Raw genomic sequence first — 19,621 nt, forward strand, 5'->3', positions numbered from 1 at the left:
GGTAAAACACAATTTTTACTCGTCATCATCCTCGTCTTCTACTTCTACTGCAGAAGCGATAACTTGACGACCACGGTAAAATCCGTCTGGTGTCATATGATGACGCAAATGAGTCTCACCAGAAACTGGATCAACAGATAATGTAGGATTCGATAAAGAATCGTGAGAGCGACGCTGTCCTCTTCTTGAACGCGTTACTTTACTTTTTTGAACTGCCATGAGTTACTCCAATACGTAAAAAAAATTAATAAATACAATATTTATCAACTCTAGTTTCTTAATTAAGTTTTATATCTTTTAAAGCAGCAAAAGGGTTATCTTTCTCTTTCTGCTCATCATTATATTCATCTTCAGGTAAAGCTTCGATCAATCTTCTTGCCGGTTCACATTCATCGTGTGCTATCACTAAAGGCATTGCCAGTAATAATTCATCTTCGATGAAGTCTTTTAAAACCAGTGTTTGGTCTTCTACCAACCAAATATCAAAACTATCCTGCAATCTTTCTGCCTGCGCATCGCTTCCAACCAGCACTACTTCAGTCTGAGTTTCAACGGTTAACGCTGTAGCATCAAGACATCGATTACATATCATTTGCATTTCTGCTGTAATCTGTCCTTTGATAACAGGTAAACCTGTTTCGTTCCGGGCGAACTCTAAATCCACCTTAACGAGTTTTTCGTTAGTCTTAGATTCACTCTTATAAAGTAAATCTTTAAGGCGAGGAAAATCACTTAAAGGCATTCTGCCTTTGAACTGACGACCCTGTTCTACTAGTTTGAATGGGTCTACCTCAACCGGTAAACGTTGTATTTGACTGTTATCCGACATAAGAGCGGAATTATATTAAGCATATACCCCTGCTGTAAAGTATTATTAATACTATTACGATGTTTTTATTTACTTCTTTATTTTATACGCTAACGCTAAAATACGATTCCAACCGTAATAATCATAAATTTTACACCAGAGTCTTTTAAAAAATCATGCCAGATAAGCAACAAAAACCCCTCATTTTAGGTTCTACCTCACCCTTCCGCAAAGAACTACTGGAAAGGTTAAGGCTCGATTTTACCACTGACTCACCTGATATCGATGAAACCCCATTACAAGACGAGACTCCGGAAGACTATGTGATTCGTCTGTCTCTGGAAAAAGCAAAAGCAGTTGCAACAAGGCATGACGATGCCTTGATCATTGCATCAGACCAGTGTTCAGTTTTAAATGACGAAATTAGAGGCAAGCCGGGCAATCATCAGAACGCAGTCACACAATTAACAGAAAGCTCCGGCAACCGGGTGAGCTTCCTCACTGGTCTTTGCCTTTATGATTGCAGCGACCAGAGCTATCAACTAGAAATGGTACCTTTTCATGTTGATTTTCGTGATCTGTCTGCAAGAGAAATAGAATCATACCTTCAGGCAGAGCAACCCTATGGCTGCGCTGGCAGTTTTAAATCTGAAGGATTAGGGGTAACCTTATTCAAACGATTAGAAGGTGAAGACCCATCATCCTTGATAGGCCTACCTTTAATTAAACTTTCTGAAATGTTGCGAATTAAAGGGTTTCTTTTACCCTGAAATAACAATCTGGAATTGCATTAGGTTCACGCCATTCCGACAAACTGAACGGCGTATTCAGGTAAGGTTCAGTTAAAATCAGATATTGTTGATGCATACAAATTTGGCAACCCACCAAATAATACTAATAATGATAATGAAATTAAACAAACCCTTAAATACAGCAATAGCTTTACTATTAACTGTATCTGCATTTTCTACAGCTCGCGCAGCGTCGGATAATACAGAAATAACACTATCTCATACTTACGCCCCTTATGTGAATTTCACAGGGACAGCACCTGGTGCGTCACGTTTTTACGACAATGGCGATGTATTGAATTTTATCTTTCCAGTTCAAGTAAATCTGGGAACGATGGGACTTGCATCAAATGTGTCGGGAGATTGTGATTTAGACTTTTCTACACAGAATAATTTCAAACTTCGTCATACAGTGAACAATGATGATTTAGCGAATTATAGAATCATTTATAGAACGGTGACTTTTGAAGAGACAAGCAATCCTCAGCTAAGCATTCCATGTAATACAAATCCAACTGATTTAGATTTTATTCTTGTTGGATGGTCTTTGGCTGGGTTTGATGCGTTTATTCCGGCTGGTATCTACAGAGATGTCGTGACCGTAACCGTAACAACGCAATAGATCTCTTTTAAACATATCAGAACGGAATAAATAGAACTAAACAGAACTATTTAAAGTTACTTAGATAGTACTTCTAACTCATTATTCTATAAGTCACCCCCCTACTTTGAGGCGTTTTTTTAAGCAGGGTTATCGATATCCACAAATTCATAGAGTAAGCCAAATTTAGCAGCAACATGCTCTCCCAATGCCTGCACACCATAACGCTCGGTCGCATGATGACCTGCCGCTATATAATGTACACCATTTTCACGCGCTGTATGCGTGGTATGTTCTGAAATCTCACCGCTGATATAAGCATCGACCCCTGCTTTAGCTGCTTTATCAATATATCCCTGCGCACCACCGGTACACCAGGCAACCCTTCTGATGGCATGGTCACCTGCATTTATCAGCATCGGCTTACGCCCCAGTTTCTTTTCGATACTTTGCCCCAGTTCTTCAAGACTCATATATTCTTCTAAACGACCATAATTACCCACACCTTGTCCATCCATCACATCTTCCATGTGAATATCCAATACTTTGGCTAGCTGAGCATTATTACCAAGTTCAGGATGAGCATCTAAAGGCAAATGATACGCGAGTAGATTTATATCATGTTCCATCAATAACTGGAGTCGTTTATGCTTCATGCCGATTATTCTTGGGTCTTCTTTATCCCAGAACCAACCATGGTGAACGAGTATGGCATCGGCTTCTTTTTCAATGGCAGCTTCAATGAATGCCTGAGTCGCAGAAACACCCATGACTATTTTCTTCAGCTTTTCTTTACCCTGAACTTGCAGGCCATTTGGTGCGTAATCCTTGAATGCATCAACGTCGAGCAATTCATGAATATATTGAGCGACATTCTTTATCGTAGCCATTGTTTACCTTTCCCTTTTCCAGCTTATGCCAAGTAGTAAAATGACACTTAAGATACCAATAATCAACCAATTTCCCCAACGCACATAAGGCGTTACACCAGCAAATGGCTGAACTTTACCTGTAATGATACTTTTAGTGTTTAATGGCGCAGTTTCAATTAACTCGCCTTTTTCATTAATTATTCCCGATGGTCCCGTGGTTGTAGAACGCACCATATAGCGCCCTGTTTCCAACGCCCTCATTCTGGCTATTTGCATGTGTTGTTGCGGCTCTAAAGACCCCGTAAACCAGCCATCGTGCGTTACATTTATTAACATAGTTGCCAGCGGCAAGGATTGAATAATCTCAGAACCAAATGCATCTTCGTAGCAAATTGTCATTTGGGCAATCTGGTCACCAATATTCAGTGTGCCGTTATTCACACCCGGGGTTATATTGTCGTAAGGCAATTGAATCCATTTGCTCAACCAGCGAATGTACTCTAATAAAGGCGTATATTCTCCAAAGGGCACCAGATGTCGTTTGGAATATATTTCCCGATTATCCGCAGAGACTGCCAATACGCTATTCTCTACTCCCTGATTTTCATTGATATAAAAGCCACCAATCAGTATGGTTTTATTAGTATTAGCAATTGATTTTTGTAATGGCTGAATGAGTGATTCCATGTGCCGATCAAATGAGTCGAATAAGCCCGTTTCCGGCCAAACGATCAAATCACTCCTCATGCTTTTCAACGTCATACTGCGATAAAGATCTATCGAGGGTATCAAGTTATCGCGATTCAACTTTTCGAGTTGAGAAATATTTGACTGAAGCACACTCACTTTCAACGGCTTATCAACTTTCTCTGTCCAGTTTATGCTTTGTAACGCAAACGCACTACTCACCAACAGCACAATAATTAGTGCCGATAAAATTCGAATAGACGAACCAAAACGTTCTTCCACCAAGGCATTATCACTGACAGATTGATGCACAGGGTCAGATTTGATATACACCTGTCGTTGCACTGAATTACCCAGGACGAAACTCAGTAAGGCACCAGCAATAATGACACTCGATAGGCTCACCGCAAATACACCCGCAAGTGGAGCAAAAGCCGCAAAAAAAGTATCAATTTGACTATTGCCTAAATAGAGCCAGGGGAATCCCGTGAGAAACCATGAACGAAACCATTCAGCGATCACCCATGACGCCGGATAGAAAATCAGCAATTTTAAGAATAACGGTCTGTACCTAAATAAAGAAGCGAGCAAACCAAAGGAGCCGAGACTCAATAAAGAAACGATCAAGACAAATGCGACTGTAGCCGGTATCGCGACAAACAATGGAGCATGTGCAAAAAAGTACAAACTATAGAAAGGCCAGGATGCACCTGCACCAAACATGCCTATTCCGTAAAACCAGGACAGCATAAAATACTGCTTTTTGGTTTGCGCTTTGCTTAAGGAATAAAACAAGATGGCAGGACTAAACCACGCCAACGGATAAATATTAAAAGGGGAAAATGCAAAAACCAGCATCGCGCCTGCAAGCAATACGAGCAAGTAATTCCATTTAGATAAATGTGATTGAATCCCAGGCAGCTTCATACTTTTATGCTTATAACTTCTCTAATCTTCGTACTTCTACCAATTGTATTCTGCGGCCATCACTGCGTAATATTTTGAAGGAAAACTTATTCAGCTTCACTTCCTCGCCCTGCCTCGGTATCTTGCCCGCTTTTTGTGAAATCAAGCCGCCCAAGGTGTCATATTGATCCAATGGCATATCACAATTAAAATATTCATTGAATTCTTCTAGCTCAGTGCTCGCCTGAATCGTATATCTGCCATCACTTTGCGCCAGAATATTCTTCTTTTCGTCGACATCATCATGTTCGTCATCGATATCACCGACGATCTGTTCCAGAACATCCTCGATGGTTACCAATCCTGAAGTTCCTGAATATTCATCGACTACCATCGCCATGTGGTTGCGACTGTTTCTGAACTGGCTTAGCAGTGTATTAAGTTTTTGGCTTTCAGGCACAAACGAAGGCGGCCTGATGATGTCATCAATATCGAAACTTTCCTCATCGCCGACATATTTCAGCAGGTCTTTGGCGAGCAAAATGCCTTCAACATCATCTTTGTTTTCATCAATGACCGGAAAGCGTGAGTGCCCTGCCTTCATCACCGTTTTTAAAATATCGTGATAGCTGTCATTCAGATGTAAAAAACCAATATTGGCACGCGGAATCATAATATCGCGCACTTGAAGATTATCCACCTGCAGAACACCTTCAAGCATTCCCAAAGATTCAGATGAAATAATATTATTTTTTTGTGATTGTCTTAGCTCAGCAACTAACTCCTCCTGATCTATGACACTGGTATCTATCGTGCTTCTCAACCATTTATGAAGCCACGGTCGTGCTTTAATTTTTTTATCTTCTTGATTCATGAGTAAGGGTTCTTAAATCCCAATTTATCTAACGTTTTTATTTCTAAAGCTTCCATTAATTCAGCTTCATCATCTTCTATATGATCATAGCCTTGCAGGTGCAAGACACCATGTACAATCAAATGTGCCCAATGTTGCTTTGCTGTTTTATTTTGCTCTTTCGCTTCTCTATTCACAACACTTTCGCAAACCACCAGATCTCCTAAATGAACAGGTTGATCTTGGAGCTCTGGAATCGCCAAGAGTTCCTCTGGAAACTCATAAGGAAATGAAAGAATATTAGTGGTACTAGGTTTTTCTCGATAGGTCTGATTTAACGCTAACCCCTCTTCATCATCAACCACACGAACAACTAAAGTCACCCCCCCACTTTCAGGCAGTTTTTTTTGTTCGGCAACTCCTGATTGCAAGGCACTGGCACTCCAGGATTCCAACTCATATATCGAAGGAATCGATGAGTAATTGCAGGGATTTTGCAGTTCCACCTCGACATTTATGCTGGGCATATCATCAACAGGCGGTAATTTTTCAGAAATCTTCATGACTCAATTTAACTGTTTTTTAAGATTGCTTTAACCGTCGCACTATCAGCAACGGTTTATTAAGCCTCATACTTTTCATATAGATCAACAATGCGCTGAACCAGACTGTGCCTGACAACATCTTTAGATTCAAAAAAGGAAAATCGTATTTCTTTAACCCCTTGAAGAATGTCAATTACATGCTTTAAACCAGAACGTTGATTATTCGGCAAATCAATTTGAGTGATATCACCCGTAACAACAACGGTTGAACCAAAGCCAATACGGGTTAAAAACATTTTCATTTGTTCAGCGGTGGTGTTCTGCGCTTCATCCATGATGATAAAAGAATCATTCAACGTACGGCCACGCATATAAGCCAATGGTGCAACTTCAATGACGTTCTTTTCAATCAGCTTATCGACTTTTTCAAAGCCCAGCATCTCGTAAAGTGCGTCATACATCGGACGCAAATAAGGGTCTACTTTTTGGGATAAATCACCCGGTAAAAACCCGAGCTTTTCACCCGCTTCAACTGCAGGTCTTACCAGCACGATGCGTCTTACTTCATCTCGCTCCAAAGCTTCTACGGCACAAGCAACAGCAAGGTAGGTCTTACCCGTCCCTGCAGGGCCAATACCAAAGGTTAAATCGTGTGTTTGAATACTGCGGATATAAAAGTTCTGATTCGGACCACGACCACGCAATAAACCACGCTTGGTTCTGATTGTGGCTGTGACACTCGCGTCTTTATTAGGATCCACCTTGCCGTCGTCATCTAGCACCGCTTCTGAGTGATTTGATTCCTGCAAAAACAAATGAATTTTTTCAGGAGCCAATTGCTCCGTAGCCGTTAAATCGTAAAGCTCTTGTAACAGATTAATCGTTTTCTGAATTTGTAACGGCAACCCTGAAATAGTGAAATCGAAGGCGCGATTACTCACTATCACATCAAAATGTTTTTCTATTTGATGCAAGTGCTGATCAAACTGACCACACAAATTTGTCAGTCGTTGATTGTCTTCTGGTTCAAGGTGTAAAGAAAGGGAGTGACGATTAGAGTCAGTGACGTGCTTAGAGCCGTCTGCAGGTGAAGCTGCTTTTGTTATGTTCAAATGAGGTTATTTTTCCGTTTCATAGTTTTATTCAAAAATTTATTCTAGCATGAATAAACCAAGTCAGAGAAACTATACAGGGAGATTTATACGAAATTCTTATGAAAAAGGGCTGTAAGTAGGGGGGTGCCATTATCATAATGGCTCACAAGCACTTTTTTAGAAAGGCAAATACAGACTGAATAATGCATAAAGACCAGACTCTAACAATCAGAGCCTTGTCTTTATGATTAATAAATTTGAGCTTTGAGAACGCTTAGCTTTAACCACCAAAGGTTTGACAATCTTGAACCCGACCGTTTTTCACACCTCGAGCAAACCATTCAACGCGTTGTTTTGAACTACCGTGAGTAAACGTATGCGGAATTGCAAACCCTTGAGCCTGCTTTTGCAATCGGTCATCACCAATGGATGCAGCTGCGGTAAGCGCTTCTTCCAGATCACCTGGTTCTAACGCTTTAAATTGCTTTTGTACGTGATTCGCCCAAACACCTGCATAACAGTCAGCTTGAAGTTCAACACGAACCTGCAATTGATTCTTGTCATTTCCGGTAACGCGATGTTTAGCCGTTTCAACTTTATCCAGCGTACCTTCAAGATTTTGAATGTGATGCCCTACTTCATGCGCAAGGACATAAGCACGAGCAAAATCACCACCTGCTCCATGCTTGTTCTTTAAATCATCAAAGAAACCCATGTCGACATAAATCTTTGTATCGGCAGGACAATAGAATGGCCCCATACGCGAACTTGCAGGACCACAACCACTGCTGGTTGAGCCTGTATATAAAACCAATTCTGGCACTGGGTAACGTTGCCCAGCCTGAGCAAAAATCTTAGCCCATACTGTTTCTATATCACCATGAACGGTTTTGATAAATGCCGCATCTTCACTATTAGGATCAATATCACTTGAGCTAGAACTGCCACCCATGCCTAATAATGATGGACCGATAAAGTAGGCTGCAGCGCCAATGCCTACTACTGCGATTCCAAGTTTCGAGCGTAATAATGGCTTAACTATCGGCCATAAAAACATTAATGTACCGATTGAAGGCAATCCTCTTCCGCCTCCACCACCGCTGCGACCACGTCTATCATCAACATGTGTGCTTTGTTTTCTATCACGCCATTTCATACCTGGAACCTTTGTTTATTACTTGTAAAGATATTGTAAAGTCATACAAATATACTACTTTTTCTCATTTAGAATTCTAAATCAACGTGCCACGCAAAGAATTTGGTTGTGCTTCAGTTATTTCAACTTCAGCAAAATTCCCGATTAATGACGCATCGCCATCAAAATTCACAATGCGGTTATTTTCAGTTCGACCAGCAACCTGATTTTCACCACGTTTAGAAGCGCGTTCTACCAATACTTTCTGTACAGTGCCAACCATCTTCTGGCTGATTTCCTGTTCCATCTCAGTAATGCGTTGTTGTAAACGGTATAAACGCGTTTTCTTAACCGCATCTGGTACATTATCTTCAAACGATGCCGCAGGTGTTCCCGGACGTGCACTGTAAATAAAGCTAAAGCTTTTATCAAAGCCCACATCTTCAATCAGTTTCATCGTATCTTCGTAGTCTTTATCGGTTTCACCCGGGAAGCCAATAATGAAATCAGACGATAAACTAATATTCGGACGAACCTCTCTAAGCTTACGAATTTTCTGTTTATATTCGATTGCCATGTGCCCGCGCTTCATCGCTGCCAGAATTCTATCTGAGCCACTTTGGATGGGTAGGTGTAAATGGTCAACAAGTTCAGGAACTTCTGCATACGCTTGAATCAGACTATCGCTGAACTCAACCGGATGTGATGTGGTGTAACGAATTCGATCAATACCCTCAACCGCAGCAACGTAATGAATAAGCATTGCCAGATCAGCAATTTCACCATCGTGCATGGTTCCGCGGTAGGCATTTACATTCTGACCGAGTAAATTAATCTCACGAACGCCCTGATTCGCAAGCTCTGCGACTTCAACAATGATGTCATCAAAAGGTCGAGAAATTTCAGTACCGCGTGTGTAAGGCACAACACAGAAGGTACAGTATTTACTGCAACCTTCCATGATCGAGACAAACGCGCTTACCCCATCTGCCCTTGGTTCTGGCAAACGATCGAATTTCTCAATTTCAGGGAATGTGGTATCAATAACGAACGACTTATCTCTTTTCGCTTCGGCAACCATTTCAGGCAAACGATGTAAGGTTTGAGGACCAAATACAACATCCACAACCGGCGCACGATCATGCAAGGCTTTGCCTTCCTGACTCGCCACACAACCACCTACCCCGATAATCACATTAGGGTTTTTCTCTTTGAGTTTTCGCCAGCGACCAAGTTGATGGAATACTTTCTCTTGCGCTTTTTCACGAATCGAACAGGTATTCAATAACAACACATCCGCTTCTTCAGCGTTGTCTGTCAATTCCATGCCATTAGCATCATTGAGCACATCAGCCATTTTCGCTGAATCATACTCATTCATCTGACAACCATGTGTCTGGATAAATATCTTTCCGGCTTTCTTGCCTGAAGTATTACTGGTATCTATGGTTTGTGAATCGACTTTTCTACCGACGTCTTTACCTAGGTTTACACCAGCATTTTCATTGATGTTTGTATCTGCCATTTCATTTGGCTCTTTAACGGACATAACTAATTACTATTTAACAAATTGGACGCCCATTATCCGCGATGTTAGCGTTATTGTCATCAAAACCCTAAAAAGCTAATTTTACTATATATAGCAACAGTTTAGGCCTTATCACTTAAAGTAAACTGTTTGATATATCCTATAGTTTGCGCTAATATGTCCACGGGCTGTATAAATCTTAAGTAGATGTGTACATAAAAAAAAGGGGAATTAGCTATGAAGCGCGTATCAATATCGACGCTCATTGTGTTTGCATTAATCACTGTTGATGCGTCCATCACAATGGCTTATGCAAAAACGACAGATAAAAAAATTACAATATTTAAAGTAAACAAAGTCTCACCAAATAACACACTTAAACTTCGTGCGTGGCCGAGCACTAAATCTCGAATCAAACAAAGACTACCTTACAACGCCATAGACCTGACTGAAACAGGCAAGCAACGTGTTGTAAACGGCACTAAGTGGGTGGAAGTTAACTGGAGAAAAGATAAAGGCTGGGTCAATTCTAATTACCTCGTAAAAACGGGGGTGTTGTTAAGACCTAATCCAGCAAACAGTAATGTTGCTGCCGCTTCTAGAAATAATAAATCCATCAACGCACCACAACGCACTGCAAAAGTATTAGCTGCTCCTGTTGAATCACTCAATGATAGACCCGCAGAATATGGTGGAGATCGTTATGATCAACCTGTCGAAGGCGCAGCTACTGAAATGAAGACGGCTTTCGACATAAACGAATCAAACCAGCCTAATGCGAAAATGCTGCTTTGTAATGGTAAAAGCCCTAAGTTGTGGAACATTAAAATGAATGTTGCTAATCGCAATATGAATATCAAATTCGGCAAAAACAAAGCCTTTAATGTACCCATTAACTATCACGCCTGGGCAACACCTAATCAGGTGCGTATGAATATTGGAGGTAACCAGGGACGTAACAATGTAGAAGTTAACCTGGAAAAGACCAATGCTTGTTACAACGGTTTATCAAAAACCCGATTCACCTACGAAGTAAATGCTACGGTAAATCGTGAGTTCTATACGGGATGTTGTGAGGTTGTTGGACAGTAGTTAATAACTCTACAGATCTAAATTCTCTGGATATACGTTAAAAACAATTCAGACAATAAAAAACCCGCTTAAAGCGGGTTTTTTATTGTCTATTTATAGGTACTGTAGAAATGCTATTCAATCTCTACAATCACACCATAAGATGTTCCCTAAAATGGAATATCATCATCAAAGTTATCAAAATTCTGTGGTGGTGGGGGCGTATTATCACGTGCAGGGGCTTTTTGTGGCGCTCTTTGTGCACCTCTTTCTCCACCGCCGCTACCTTGCTGAGGACGAGACTCTCTTTGTGGAGCTTGATTAAACTCACTGCTTCCACCTGTTCTGCCACCTAGCATTTGCATTTCACGTGCAACGATCTCAGTCGTGTACTTATCAACACCGTTTTGATCTTGCCATTTACGTGTTCTTAAGTTGCCTTCGATATAAACCTGAGAACCTTTACGTAAATATTCGCCAACAATTTCCGCAAGACGATTAAAGAATACCACTCGGTGCCACTCTGTATTTTCTTTCTTCTCGCCACTCGCTTTATCTTTCCACGAATCTGTCGTTGCAATACTTATATTGGTTACTGCACCGCCACTAGGCATGTATTTTACTTCTGGGTCTTGACCCAGATTTCCGACAAGAATGACTTTATTAATGCTGGCCATATTATTACTTTCCTTTTCTAATTAATTTCTAAGAATCCAAAATCTGGATAGTTCTTGGTACATCTCAAACTTCGCATAAAGTATCTTAATATTCACTTTTTAGCTATTTTATTCTTAATACTTTAATGATTTTTTGAAGCAAGGGAATGTTAAATACACCCCCCTACTTTGGGGCAGTTTTTTTAAAATAATTAAAAAAGTAAGCCCCTTCAAAAAATTTAAAGTGCAGCTAAAGCTTTGTCATAGTCGGGCTCGTCACCGATTTCAGGAACCATTTCGTTATAGACAACATTATTGTTCTCATCCATAACAACAATCGCTCTGCTAGTAATCCCTGCAAGTGGACCATCAACAATTTTAACACCGTAATCTTCAGAGAAAGCTTGTGAACGCATGATAGATAATGGCTTGATGACGTTTAAGCTTTCAGCCTCACAAAAACGACCTTGAGCAAATGGCAAATCTGCAGAAACAGTTAAGAAAACAGTATCATCGTGTTGTGCGGCAGACTCGTTAAATTTCTTGGTAGACAGCGCACACGTTGGCGTATCAAGACTCGGAACGATATTCAGTAATTTCTTCTTGCCGGCAAAATCAGCCAATGACACATCAGAAAGATCACCTGCTGTTAAAACGAAATCAGGTGCCTGACTTCCAACAGATGGTAGCTCTCCATTAGTGTGAATGGCATTTCCATGTAATGTAATAGCGGTCATTGTAAAACTCCTTTATTAAGTGATTATGTTTGGATATATGATTTGTTGTTAATCGCTAACTAAACGTAGTCCTAATTATGCGAATAGGCAAATTAAGCACAAAAATAAAAGTGTAATGTCACCCCCCTACTTTGAAGCACTTTTTTAGATGCATCATAGTATGGGCTTATTCCTGATTATCCGTAAATGAGCTTTGATCCTAACCATGTCTTCTAGTCTTAGCATGATAATGATTTTGCCAATTTACCCCATACATTTGAGTCTAGGCTAAAGCCATATAAGACAGTGGTTTACTTAATATTGCGAACAAAAAAAAGGCGAACTTCAGTTCGCCTTTTTCATTTTACGTTAAACGTATTAGTTAAGCTTAGTAACGCCTTCTCCTCGCTAATGCTTCGCGTTGAGAGATCAAACCAAGCATCATCACCAAGAAGATCATTGCCCACTCACTGAGTGTCGGAATGTTCGCAGGGTTCACCACTCTTTCGACAAAGTCATTCGACACTGCCGTTTCTCCGCCATTAACATTGATAGCGCTAATCAGATCATCCGGCTGACCTTCACCCGTGGTTGATTGATAACCAACCGGTTGAGATTGAGCGACTTGATAATCACCCGGTATGATATTGGCAAAGCTGTAATTACCAAGCTCGTCCGTCAGTGCGGTAATTGGATTACCTTCACTGTCCATTACCGGATTACCTTCGTTGTCTAATAATCTCATCAGTACGCCAGACATTGGTTCGTCACCAATATCATCACCATCAGTATCTATAGAAACATTACCACTAATCACTCCTAATTCGGTATAAGCAAAATCTTGATCTAGGTTTTGTTCTCCACTTGCTAGATTAACTGTTGAGATAGACTCTATAGCTCCCTCAGGGGCAACAAAAACATACAAATCAAGGTTATCACCTAAGTCACCTGAAGCTGTATCTACCGTAATCGTATATTCTCCCGGGGGCAATAATTCGAACAAGTAATTACCGTTGCTATCTGTCGTGGTCGTTATTGCTACACCATCACCAGCGCCTGCATCGACGCCACTTGCAGGCGTTAGTATGACTATTACATCGGCCAAGGGGATATCACCAGCATTAGGCTCTGTACCACCACTAGAGTCAACGTCGTACCAGATAGTATCGCCTATTGCAGAGGGAACAAATCCAAAATCAATCGTCATATCACCACTGGCATCGTTACTAGCGTCTTGAAGTTTACCCGTGAGGTTAGTTCCCGCATCTTTCTCGGAATTTGCTCCGGTACCATCTACCGGTTCGCCGCCCGATGTTAATACGATAACTGGACTTTGAACAGGTCCACCACTAGCGACTTGTTGCCCATTATCATCACCATCTATCTGGTTGTCCGCCCCTGAACTAGCAATGTCGATACTAGATAAAGGAGCAAGTACTGGAGGGGTGGGGATGTATACAAAGTAACTGCCTGGAATAAGATCACTGAAGAGGTAATCCCCTTCTGAATCGGTATCTGTTTCTTTGACTGGAGTAGCGCTCGTTGGATCATCACCTTCATTAAACAACTGTATAGTAAGGCCTTCGAATCCGCTTTCATCTTCATCGTGTAGAGCGTTATTATTACTATCCACGAATACAGATGAACCTAAACTTACTAACTCTGCATAGGCAAAATCTTGATCGAGATTTTGCTCACCACTTGCCAGATTGACTCTTGAAGAAGAATCTTTCTCGCCTTCAGGATCAACAAAGATACTCAAGTCAGAATTAGCTCCCAAATCACCTGATGTAGAGTCTACCGTAATCGTATATTCACCGGGCGGTAACAATTCGAACAAGTATTTACCGTTACTATCAGTCGTGGTAGTTATTGCCACACCATCACCAGCGCCCGCATCTACACCACTCGCAGGCGTGAGTGTTACTTCTACATCTGCTAAAGGGATATCACCTGCATTAGGCGCTGTACCACCACTATAATCAACATCTTGCCAAATAGTATCGCCGATTGAAGAAGGTACAAATCCAAAATCAATCGTCATATCACCGTTTTCATCAAAACTCGAGTCCAGGAACTTGCCCGTAGTATTAGTTCCTGTATCTTTCTCGGAATTTGCTTCAGTTCCATCAACGGGTTCATCGCCTGAAATTAATTCGATAACAGGGCTTTGAACAGGACCACCACTAACTACTTGTTGACCATTATCATCACCATCCACCTGATTGTCTGTCGCTGAACTAACGATATCCGTACTAGAAAAAGGTGCTTCTATAGGCGGATTGGGGATGTACACAAAATAACTACCAGGAACAAGATCACTGAATAGGTAGTCTCCTGCAGAATTGGTATCTGTTTCTTTTACTGGAGTAGCGCTCGTGGGATCATCACCTTCATTAAACAACTGTATGGTAAGCCCTTCAATCCCACTTTCACCCTCATCATGTACACCGTTATTATTACTATCAATGAATACAGATGAACCTAAACTCACTCTCTGAAAAATACCCAGATCAAAACCTGTATTATTTTCTGCTGGCCCAAGCTCTACAGGAGTTGTTTTACCTGTTGTTGTATCAGCATCAGAGTCTTTAGTGTCATCACTTCCTGCATCTTTAATCGTAGCTTCGTAGCCGGTTGGTAAATTTGCTAAATCAAACTCAACGCCAAAGGAGTCTCCAGGCAATAGGTTTGTAAACTGGTAAAAACCATCTGAATCCGTAGTTGTTTGTTCTCCGGTACGAACTCCATTCTCATCGAGTAAGAAAACGGTCACACCTTCAACACCCGTCTCACCTGTATCCTGGATACCATTATGATTAACATCATTCCAAACGAAATCACCAAGAGAGGCAGTAACCAAGCCTAAATCTAAAGTATCATTATAGTCACCGTAAGTAATAGTGACTGTATCTGTAGGAACATCTGCAGCGCTAGCATCACTATCTAAAGTATCATCTCCGCCTTGGTTTGGGTTAGTTACGATATAACCTGAAGGAATATCTGTAAACTTAACGGAATAAGTACCTGGTTCTAAATCTGAGAAACTATATGCCCCTCCGTTAGATGTAGTCGTTGTAGAAACAGTGTCACCATTATTATCCAATAAAGTTACAGTAACTCCATCTACTCCGGGTTCATCAGCATCTTGAATACCATCTCCATTCAGGTCATTCCAAACAAAATTACCTATAGCAGGAGGAACGATATAACCGAAGTTTTGTTCTGTATTATCAACCACATTAGTCAGCTCACCAGTAATTGGATCCCTTGAAACCCCTAACGTAAGATTCGATATATTTGCACTAGTACTTCCGTCGCCATCAAAAAATGGGACAGTATCAGCTGGAAAATCAGTATCAGTAAAATCCACTTGTACTTGATAATCACCTGCAGGTAAATTATCAAAACTATACGAACCATCTGTACTTGTTTCAGTTACATAAGGAATCGCACCTGAAGTTCCAGCAGAAACAATACCGCCAGTAATGGGGTCGAAATAGATAGGATTACCACTGCCATCTAAAAGGTTGACCGTTATACCTCCAATACCTGGTTCACCAGCGTCTTGGTCACCATCACCATTACCATCAACCCACAAAATGCTTTCAATTGCTCCTGCGACAACAGTCACACTCACATCGTTTGAAATGACATTTAAAGAAATCTCAGGGATTCGTCCACCAAAGGTATTCGTGTAGATATCACCAGTTGACGCATCGGTAACTTTCCCTTCGGAATCAAAACTAGGGGTTCCTCCAACGTTTCCAGCTGGTGTAATTTCAATAGACACTGTTTGTCCACCATCAGTAGCAGCCAATGTAGGTACAGTAAATTTGATAGCTGTGATATCCGCATTAGCAAGTCCACCACAAGCCAAAGGGCTTAAGGCGGTACATTGAACCCACCCTGTTGAATTTGTGCCAACAGTTCCACCACCCGGTAAACTACCATTATTATCGAAATAACGATTACACACGCCACCGTCTTCATCTGGGTCATAACCATTTGGTAGATTACTTGCGTGACAAGGATCTTCTTCAATATTAGATGGAGTCATTACTGTCGCATAAAAAATTTCTCCATTACTTTTTGAGATTGAAGTAACTTCATAAGTACCATTGAATTGTGACTGAGGGTCTCGGGTACTATTTAATCCCCCCGTCGTTGTTCCGGCATCTCCGTTATAAGGTAAAATATCAATAAATTCAGCACCACTGTAATCTTCACCACCGAGGTTTTTATAGACTAAATCAAAAGTAAACGGCGAATTTGTCTGATAAACAGTTTCATCTACACTCTTTAAAACATCCAAGCCAAATTCAGGCAATATCGTTAACTGATATTTCGCTTGTTTTACACCACCACCGATAATTCCTGAATTTATAGTAGCGGTATTGACGAAAGTACCCGAAACTCTAGCAGGATCAACATAAACCGAATATTTTATTAACGGCAGCTGATCACTATTTCCTCCTGAAGAATTCAGTGAACCAAACACCCAGCTAAGAGGATCTGCACCACCCGCATGTGCCGCACTTGTTACAGATACATCCTCCATACCACCATTAAATCGGGCATCCCATTCCGCACGGGTATACCAGGTTGTTCCACCATCAGAACTAAACATTTCAGAATTAGCTATATAGTCTGTGCCATTGGGCAAGTTATCACCGATTGTTGCAGTGTTTACAGAGGTGTCATCCCACAAACCAAATACAGCAGGTTCTATAATAAAATCGACAGTATCACCACCGCGTACTACTTTAATTCCACGAGGTTCAGTGTATTTTTCTATGGAATGAGAAGAAGGGACTAAAGTCATTCTATCAACTGTTCCTGACTGAATAGCAAACGTGGCATCTGCTGAAGGATCTACAGTATTCGCTCCAACATGTGTCCAGCCCGTGTAAGTTCCGTCAGCTTCTTGACGGTTGTATGAAGCAAAGTTAGGTAATCTATTGTTAGTACCATAAGGACTTGCAGTAATAAGTTTTGCAGTGATTAAATGATTTACGGTAACTGCAAAGTTTTTATGTGTTGAATCCTGCGCAGTAGCAAGGGCAGCATCATAAATTGAGTTTTGTCTAACACGGGTAACATTCTCATCTGCACCAGCACCACCTGCCAGAGGAGGTACATCATCAGCATTTCGCCACCAATCAATAATAGTACCTGTGGCAGCATCACCGTTTTCATCAACTAATGATCCATCTTCGTTTTGTATAACAACAAAACCATCATTGTTAATATCATCATTACAACTAGCAGTTCTCAATTCTTCCAGATAACCGGCTTGATTAGTGACAGGGTCAGCAACGTATGGATAATTACTAAATAGAAAGTTTACTAAACTCGAGCCATCGGCTAGTGTCGTTCCAACAGCTCCCCCCCATGTAGAAACAACTGGATTCCAAGGCTGGTTTTGATTCCAACCATATAGAGCAGGACTCCCTATTTGATTCGGTGGCGCAACACCTGCGTATTCAAACACTTGCGTATCGATTTTATCGCACACTTGGGTTTCCGCCTGATCAATCAAACGATAATCATAGACATTCATTAAGAATGGGCGCGTCTCACCAGCAGCCATGTTCTGATCAGGAAACTTCCTATCAGCAAAAGGAAAAAGATTAGTAAATGCTTTATGAACCACAAAAGAACCGGGTGAAGACGTCGTCAACGGGTATGAAACCTCATTTGGAAATGGCTCTTCACCAGCATTATAATTATTAACATGATTGCCCGCTGAATCTTCTGTAGAGACGATACCAGGGTTATTTCCTGTAGGAGCATTATCATTAGTCTCATCGAATGAGTCTAAAATCGTACTTGAGCCATCCCAAAAACCTACACGATTAGTTGTTGTATTAATACACTCTGGCTGGTTTAACTCATTACAGGTTTGATGGTTATCAATATCATTTACTTTATCAAACCAAACATTTAATCGAACCTCGAATAAATTCGCATCATTGTCTGGATCCGATACATCAATATTGTCTAGATCAATCTGAATCACTAAATCATTCAAACCATCTGGAGCTGATGCACCTGGGCCTATATCATCTATAGCAGCTGAAAGCTGAGTACAGGTAACAGAAGCTGCTGCTCCATGGTCTCCTAATAACTCACAGGCAGGAGTCAGTGAATCCCACGTATACAATTGAGCACCGGTTGAAAGAGTTGCCGTATTGTTATGCTCATTGTCATCTGTCAAAACATCAATAATTCTATAGCTTGCAATTCCAGGACTTCCTCCTGATGTTGTATCATTATCACCATCAGCGAGAAGTGACCCTTTAACATATTCAGCCAAGACTGTGTATTCGATAATAGAGCCCGCTCTACCGGTAGGACCTTTTTTTAGAGGAGCGCTATAAAGCGAAGCACCTGTATCAGGATCAACAGCTGTACTTTTAAGCTCTTTTTGCAAATCAACTCGGAAAAAACCGGTAACAACAACGGAAGTAGGACCATCAGACGCAGGAGCAGAATTTCCATTTTCTACAGAAACTGCCTCGGCAACTACGCCAGCAGTAACGATATCGTCGTTTCGAGTCACATCGCCAGTTAAAGGATCAAGACCTACGGCTCTGGCAGCAGGGAAAAACACACGTGTTGTCCCCTCGATAGCTGGACCCATATTACAAAATAACTCAGTATCACTATTACGAATTTCAGAAATACCCTCTGACCCGACCTCACTAGGATCTGTTTTACAGCCCGTAGGAATGGTGATCCATTTTTGTTTTTCATTTAATGTAACAGTAGCGGTCAAATCTTCGACGTCACTATCATTCACTGATACTTCTACACGATAAGTAATAGAATCCTGTAAACGGACGATATTATTATTTTCGTCAGCATCTAAACCTGCATTAACTCCACCATCGACGCCACCTGGGCCATCACCAGTCCAGCTGACACCTGTATCAAAAGGTTCTGAACCCGTTTTTTCTAACGTTATTGTCGTGTTTACCACTGGTGTAGCAGCATGAATAACTGTAGTGGATACTATGAATAAACTCGCCAAAACAAATTTGAAAAAACTATCAAATTTATGGAGCAGTAAACTAAATATCGTAAGTGTATTTATAATCATTTTTCCCCAGCTCTTTGAGAGAGTGTGTTTAGCTTGAAAGTAAATTCATATTTGGAATCGACATTCCTAAAGAAAACATTGAAATGGAATTAATTCAGCTATTGTTAAAATTATGTGATTAATATCAGTAGATCGGCTGCAATATATCAAAGACAACCTTAACGAATTATTAATATGCAAAGCATTTTTTAGATTAGTCTAAGTTATTGTTTAATAATTTATTTTAGTTTTTATTAAAAGACTACATGTTAAA

15 protein-coding genes are annotated in these 19,621 nt (G+C 40.8%); 3 read left to right on the forward strand and 12 right to left on the reverse strand.

Going from position 1 to position 19,621, the window contains the following annotated elements:
• Positions 1-15: 15 nt before the first annotated feature.
• Positions 16-219: a 50S ribosomal protein L32 gene (rpmF, locus tag OO007_RS14635; protein ID WP_131906827.1), complete on the reverse strand. Its 204-nt coding sequence runs from the start codon at positions 217-219 to the stop codon at positions 16-18.
• Positions 220-277: 58 nt separating this feature from the next.
• Positions 278-829 carry a YceD family protein gene (locus OO007_RS14640; RefSeq protein WP_325809355.1) on the reverse strand — a complete coding sequence of 184 codons (552 nt, stop codon included), beginning with the start codon at positions 827-829 and terminating at the stop codon, positions 278-280.
• Between the two features lie 155 nt (positions 830-984).
• On the opposite strand from OO007_RS14640, the gene OO007_RS14645 reads away from it, so the two are divergent.
• The gene (locus OO007_RS14645; protein WP_325809356.1) at positions 985-1,578 is read left to right on the forward strand and encodes a Maf family protein; all 594 of its coding nucleotides are present in this window, start codon (positions 985-987) and stop codon (positions 1,576-1,578) included.
• A gap of 136 nt (positions 1,579-1,714) precedes the next feature.
• Positions 1,715-2,221 carry a hypothetical protein gene (locus OO007_RS14650; protein ID WP_325809357.1) on the forward strand — a complete coding sequence of 169 codons (507 nt, stop codon included), beginning with the start codon at positions 1,715-1,717 and terminating at the stop codon, positions 2,219-2,221.
• A gap of 119 nt (positions 2,222-2,340) precedes the next feature.
• Here OO007_RS14650 and OO007_RS14655 read toward each other — a convergent pair whose 3' ends face one another.
• The 7 genes from OO007_RS14655 to miaB all read right to left on the reverse strand — a co-directional run bounded on the left by OO007_RS14655 (position 2,341) and on the right by miaB (position 9,841).
• A complete protein-coding gene (locus OO007_RS14655) occupies positions 2,341-3,090 on the reverse strand; it encodes a Nif3-like dinuclear metal center hexameric protein (protein ID WP_325809358.1) in 750 nt (249 codons plus the stop codon).
• A gap of 3 nt (positions 3,091-3,093) precedes the next feature.
• Positions 3,094-4,686, reverse strand: a complete 1,593-nt coding sequence (gene lnt / locus OO007_RS14660; RefSeq protein WP_325809359.1) for an apolipoprotein N-acyltransferase — start codon at positions 4,684-4,686, stop codon at positions 3,094-3,096.
• 10 nt (positions 4,687-4,696) lie between these two features.
• Entirely contained in the window at positions 4,697-5,539 is an 843-nt protein-coding gene (locus tag OO007_RS14665; protein WP_131906833.1) for an HlyC/CorC family transporter, read from the reverse strand.
• Positions 5,536-6,081 (reverse strand): rRNA maturation RNase YbeY, encoded by a 546-nt coding sequence (gene ybeY, locus OO007_RS14670; protein ID WP_325809360.1) that lies wholly within the window; start codon positions 6,079-6,081, stop codon positions 5,536-5,538. Before ybeY ends, OO007_RS14665 begins: the two co-directional genes overlap by 4 nt.
• A gap of 59 nt (positions 6,082-6,140) precedes the next feature.
• Positions 6,141-7,169 carry a PhoH family protein gene (locus tag OO007_RS14675; protein ID WP_325809512.1) on the reverse strand — a complete coding sequence of 343 codons (1,029 nt, stop codon included), beginning with the start codon at positions 7,167-7,169 and terminating at the stop codon, positions 6,141-6,143.
• Positions 7,170-7,437: 268 nt separating this feature from the next.
• Positions 7,438-8,313 carry a KPN_02809 family neutral zinc metallopeptidase gene (ypfJ, locus tag OO007_RS14680; protein WP_131906834.1) on the reverse strand — a complete coding sequence of 292 codons (876 nt, stop codon included), beginning with the start codon at positions 8,311-8,313 and terminating at the stop codon, positions 7,438-7,440.
• A 76-nt stretch (positions 8,314-8,389) separates the two neighbouring features.
• Positions 8,390-9,841: a tRNA (N6-isopentenyl adenosine(37)-C2)-methylthiotransferase MiaB gene (gene miaB, locus OO007_RS14685; RefSeq protein ID WP_325809361.1), complete on the reverse strand. Its 1,452-nt coding sequence runs from the start codon at positions 9,839-9,841 to the stop codon at positions 8,390-8,392.
• 216 nt (positions 9,842-10,057) lie between these two features.
• On the opposite strand from miaB, the gene OO007_RS14690 reads away from it, so the two are divergent.
• Positions 10,058-10,912 (forward strand): SH3 domain-containing protein, encoded by an 855-nt coding sequence (locus OO007_RS14690; protein ID WP_131906836.1) that lies wholly within the window; start codon positions 10,058-10,060, stop codon positions 10,910-10,912.
• 149 nt (positions 10,913-11,061) lie between these two features.
• Here the strand turns inward: OO007_RS14690 and ssb are convergent, their stop codons facing one another.
• The 3 genes from ssb to OO007_RS14705 form a co-directional block, all read right to left on the reverse strand.
• The gene (gene ssb, locus OO007_RS14695) at positions 11,062-11,568 is read right to left on the reverse strand and encodes a single-stranded DNA-binding protein (protein WP_325809362.1); all 507 of its coding nucleotides are present in this window, start codon (positions 11,566-11,568) and stop codon (positions 11,062-11,064) included.
• Between the two features lie 218 nt (positions 11,569-11,786).
• Complete coding sequence (tpx, locus tag OO007_RS14700) at positions 11,787-12,284, reverse strand: thiol peroxidase (protein WP_131906838.1); 498 nt, start codon at positions 12,282-12,284, stop codon at positions 11,787-11,789.
• Positions 12,285-12,651: 367 nt separating this feature from the next.
• On the reverse strand, positions 12,652-19,368 hold the full coding sequence (locus OO007_RS14705; RefSeq protein WP_325809363.1) for an SdrD B-like domain-containing protein: 6,717 nt from the start codon (positions 19,366-19,368) through the stop codon (positions 12,652-12,654).
• Positions 19,369-19,621 lie beyond the last annotated feature (253 nt).

Origin of the sequence: Cocleimonas sp. KMM 6892 (assembly GCF_035798195.1) — a bacterium.
Taxonomy (GTDB): domain Bacteria; phylum Pseudomonadota; class Gammaproteobacteria; order Thiotrichales; family Thiotrichaceae; genus Cocleimonas; species Cocleimonas flava.

Bases quoted from the DNA above. Each gene is read 5' to 3' on its own strand.
- rpmF (WP_131906827.1), bottom strand. From the start codon at position 219: ATGGCAGTTCAAAAAAGTAAAGTAACGCGTTCAAGAAGAGGACAGCGT.
- OO007_RS14640 (WP_325809355.1), bottom strand. From the start codon at position 829: ATGTCGGATAACAGTCAAATACAACGTTTACCGGTTGAGGTAGACCCA.
- OO007_RS14645 (WP_325809356.1), top strand. From the start codon at position 985: ATGCCAGATAAGCAACAAAAACCCCTCATTTTAGGTTCTACCTCACCC.
- OO007_RS14650 (WP_325809357.1), top strand. From the start codon at position 1,715: ATGAAATTAAACAAACCCTTAAATACAGCAATAGCTTTACTATTAACT.
- OO007_RS14655 (WP_325809358.1), bottom strand. From the start codon at position 3,090: ATGGCTACGATAAAGAATGTCGCTCAATATATTCATGAATTGCTCGAC.
- lnt (WP_325809359.1), bottom strand. From the start codon at position 4,686: ATGAAGCTGCCTGGGATTCAATCACATTTATCTAAATGGAATTACTTG.
- OO007_RS14665 (WP_131906833.1), bottom strand. From the start codon at position 5,539: ATGAATCAAGAAGATAAAAAAATTAAAGCACGACCGTGGCTTCATAAA.
- ybeY (WP_325809360.1), bottom strand. From the start codon at position 6,081: ATGAAGATTTCTGAAAAATTACCGCCTGTTGATGATATGCCCAGCATA.
- ypfJ (WP_131906834.1), bottom strand. From the start codon at position 8,313: ATGAAATGGCGTGATAGAAAACAAAGCACACATGTTGATGATAGACGT.
- miaB (WP_325809361.1), bottom strand. From the start codon at position 9,841: ATGTCCGTTAAAGAGCCAAATGAAATGGCAGATACAAACATCAATGAA.
- OO007_RS14690 (WP_131906836.1), top strand. From the start codon at position 10,058: ATGAAGCGCGTATCAATATCGACGCTCATTGTGTTTGCATTAATCACT.
- ssb (WP_325809362.1), bottom strand. From the start codon at position 11,568: ATGGCCAGCATTAATAAAGTCATTCTTGTCGGAAATCTGGGTCAAGAC.
- tpx (WP_131906838.1), bottom strand. From the start codon at position 12,284: ATGACCGCTATTACATTACATGGAAATGCCATTCACACTAATGGAGAG.
- OO007_RS14705 (WP_325809363.1), bottom strand. From the start codon at position 19,368: ATGATTATAAATACACTTACGATATTTAGTTTACTGCTCCATAAATTT.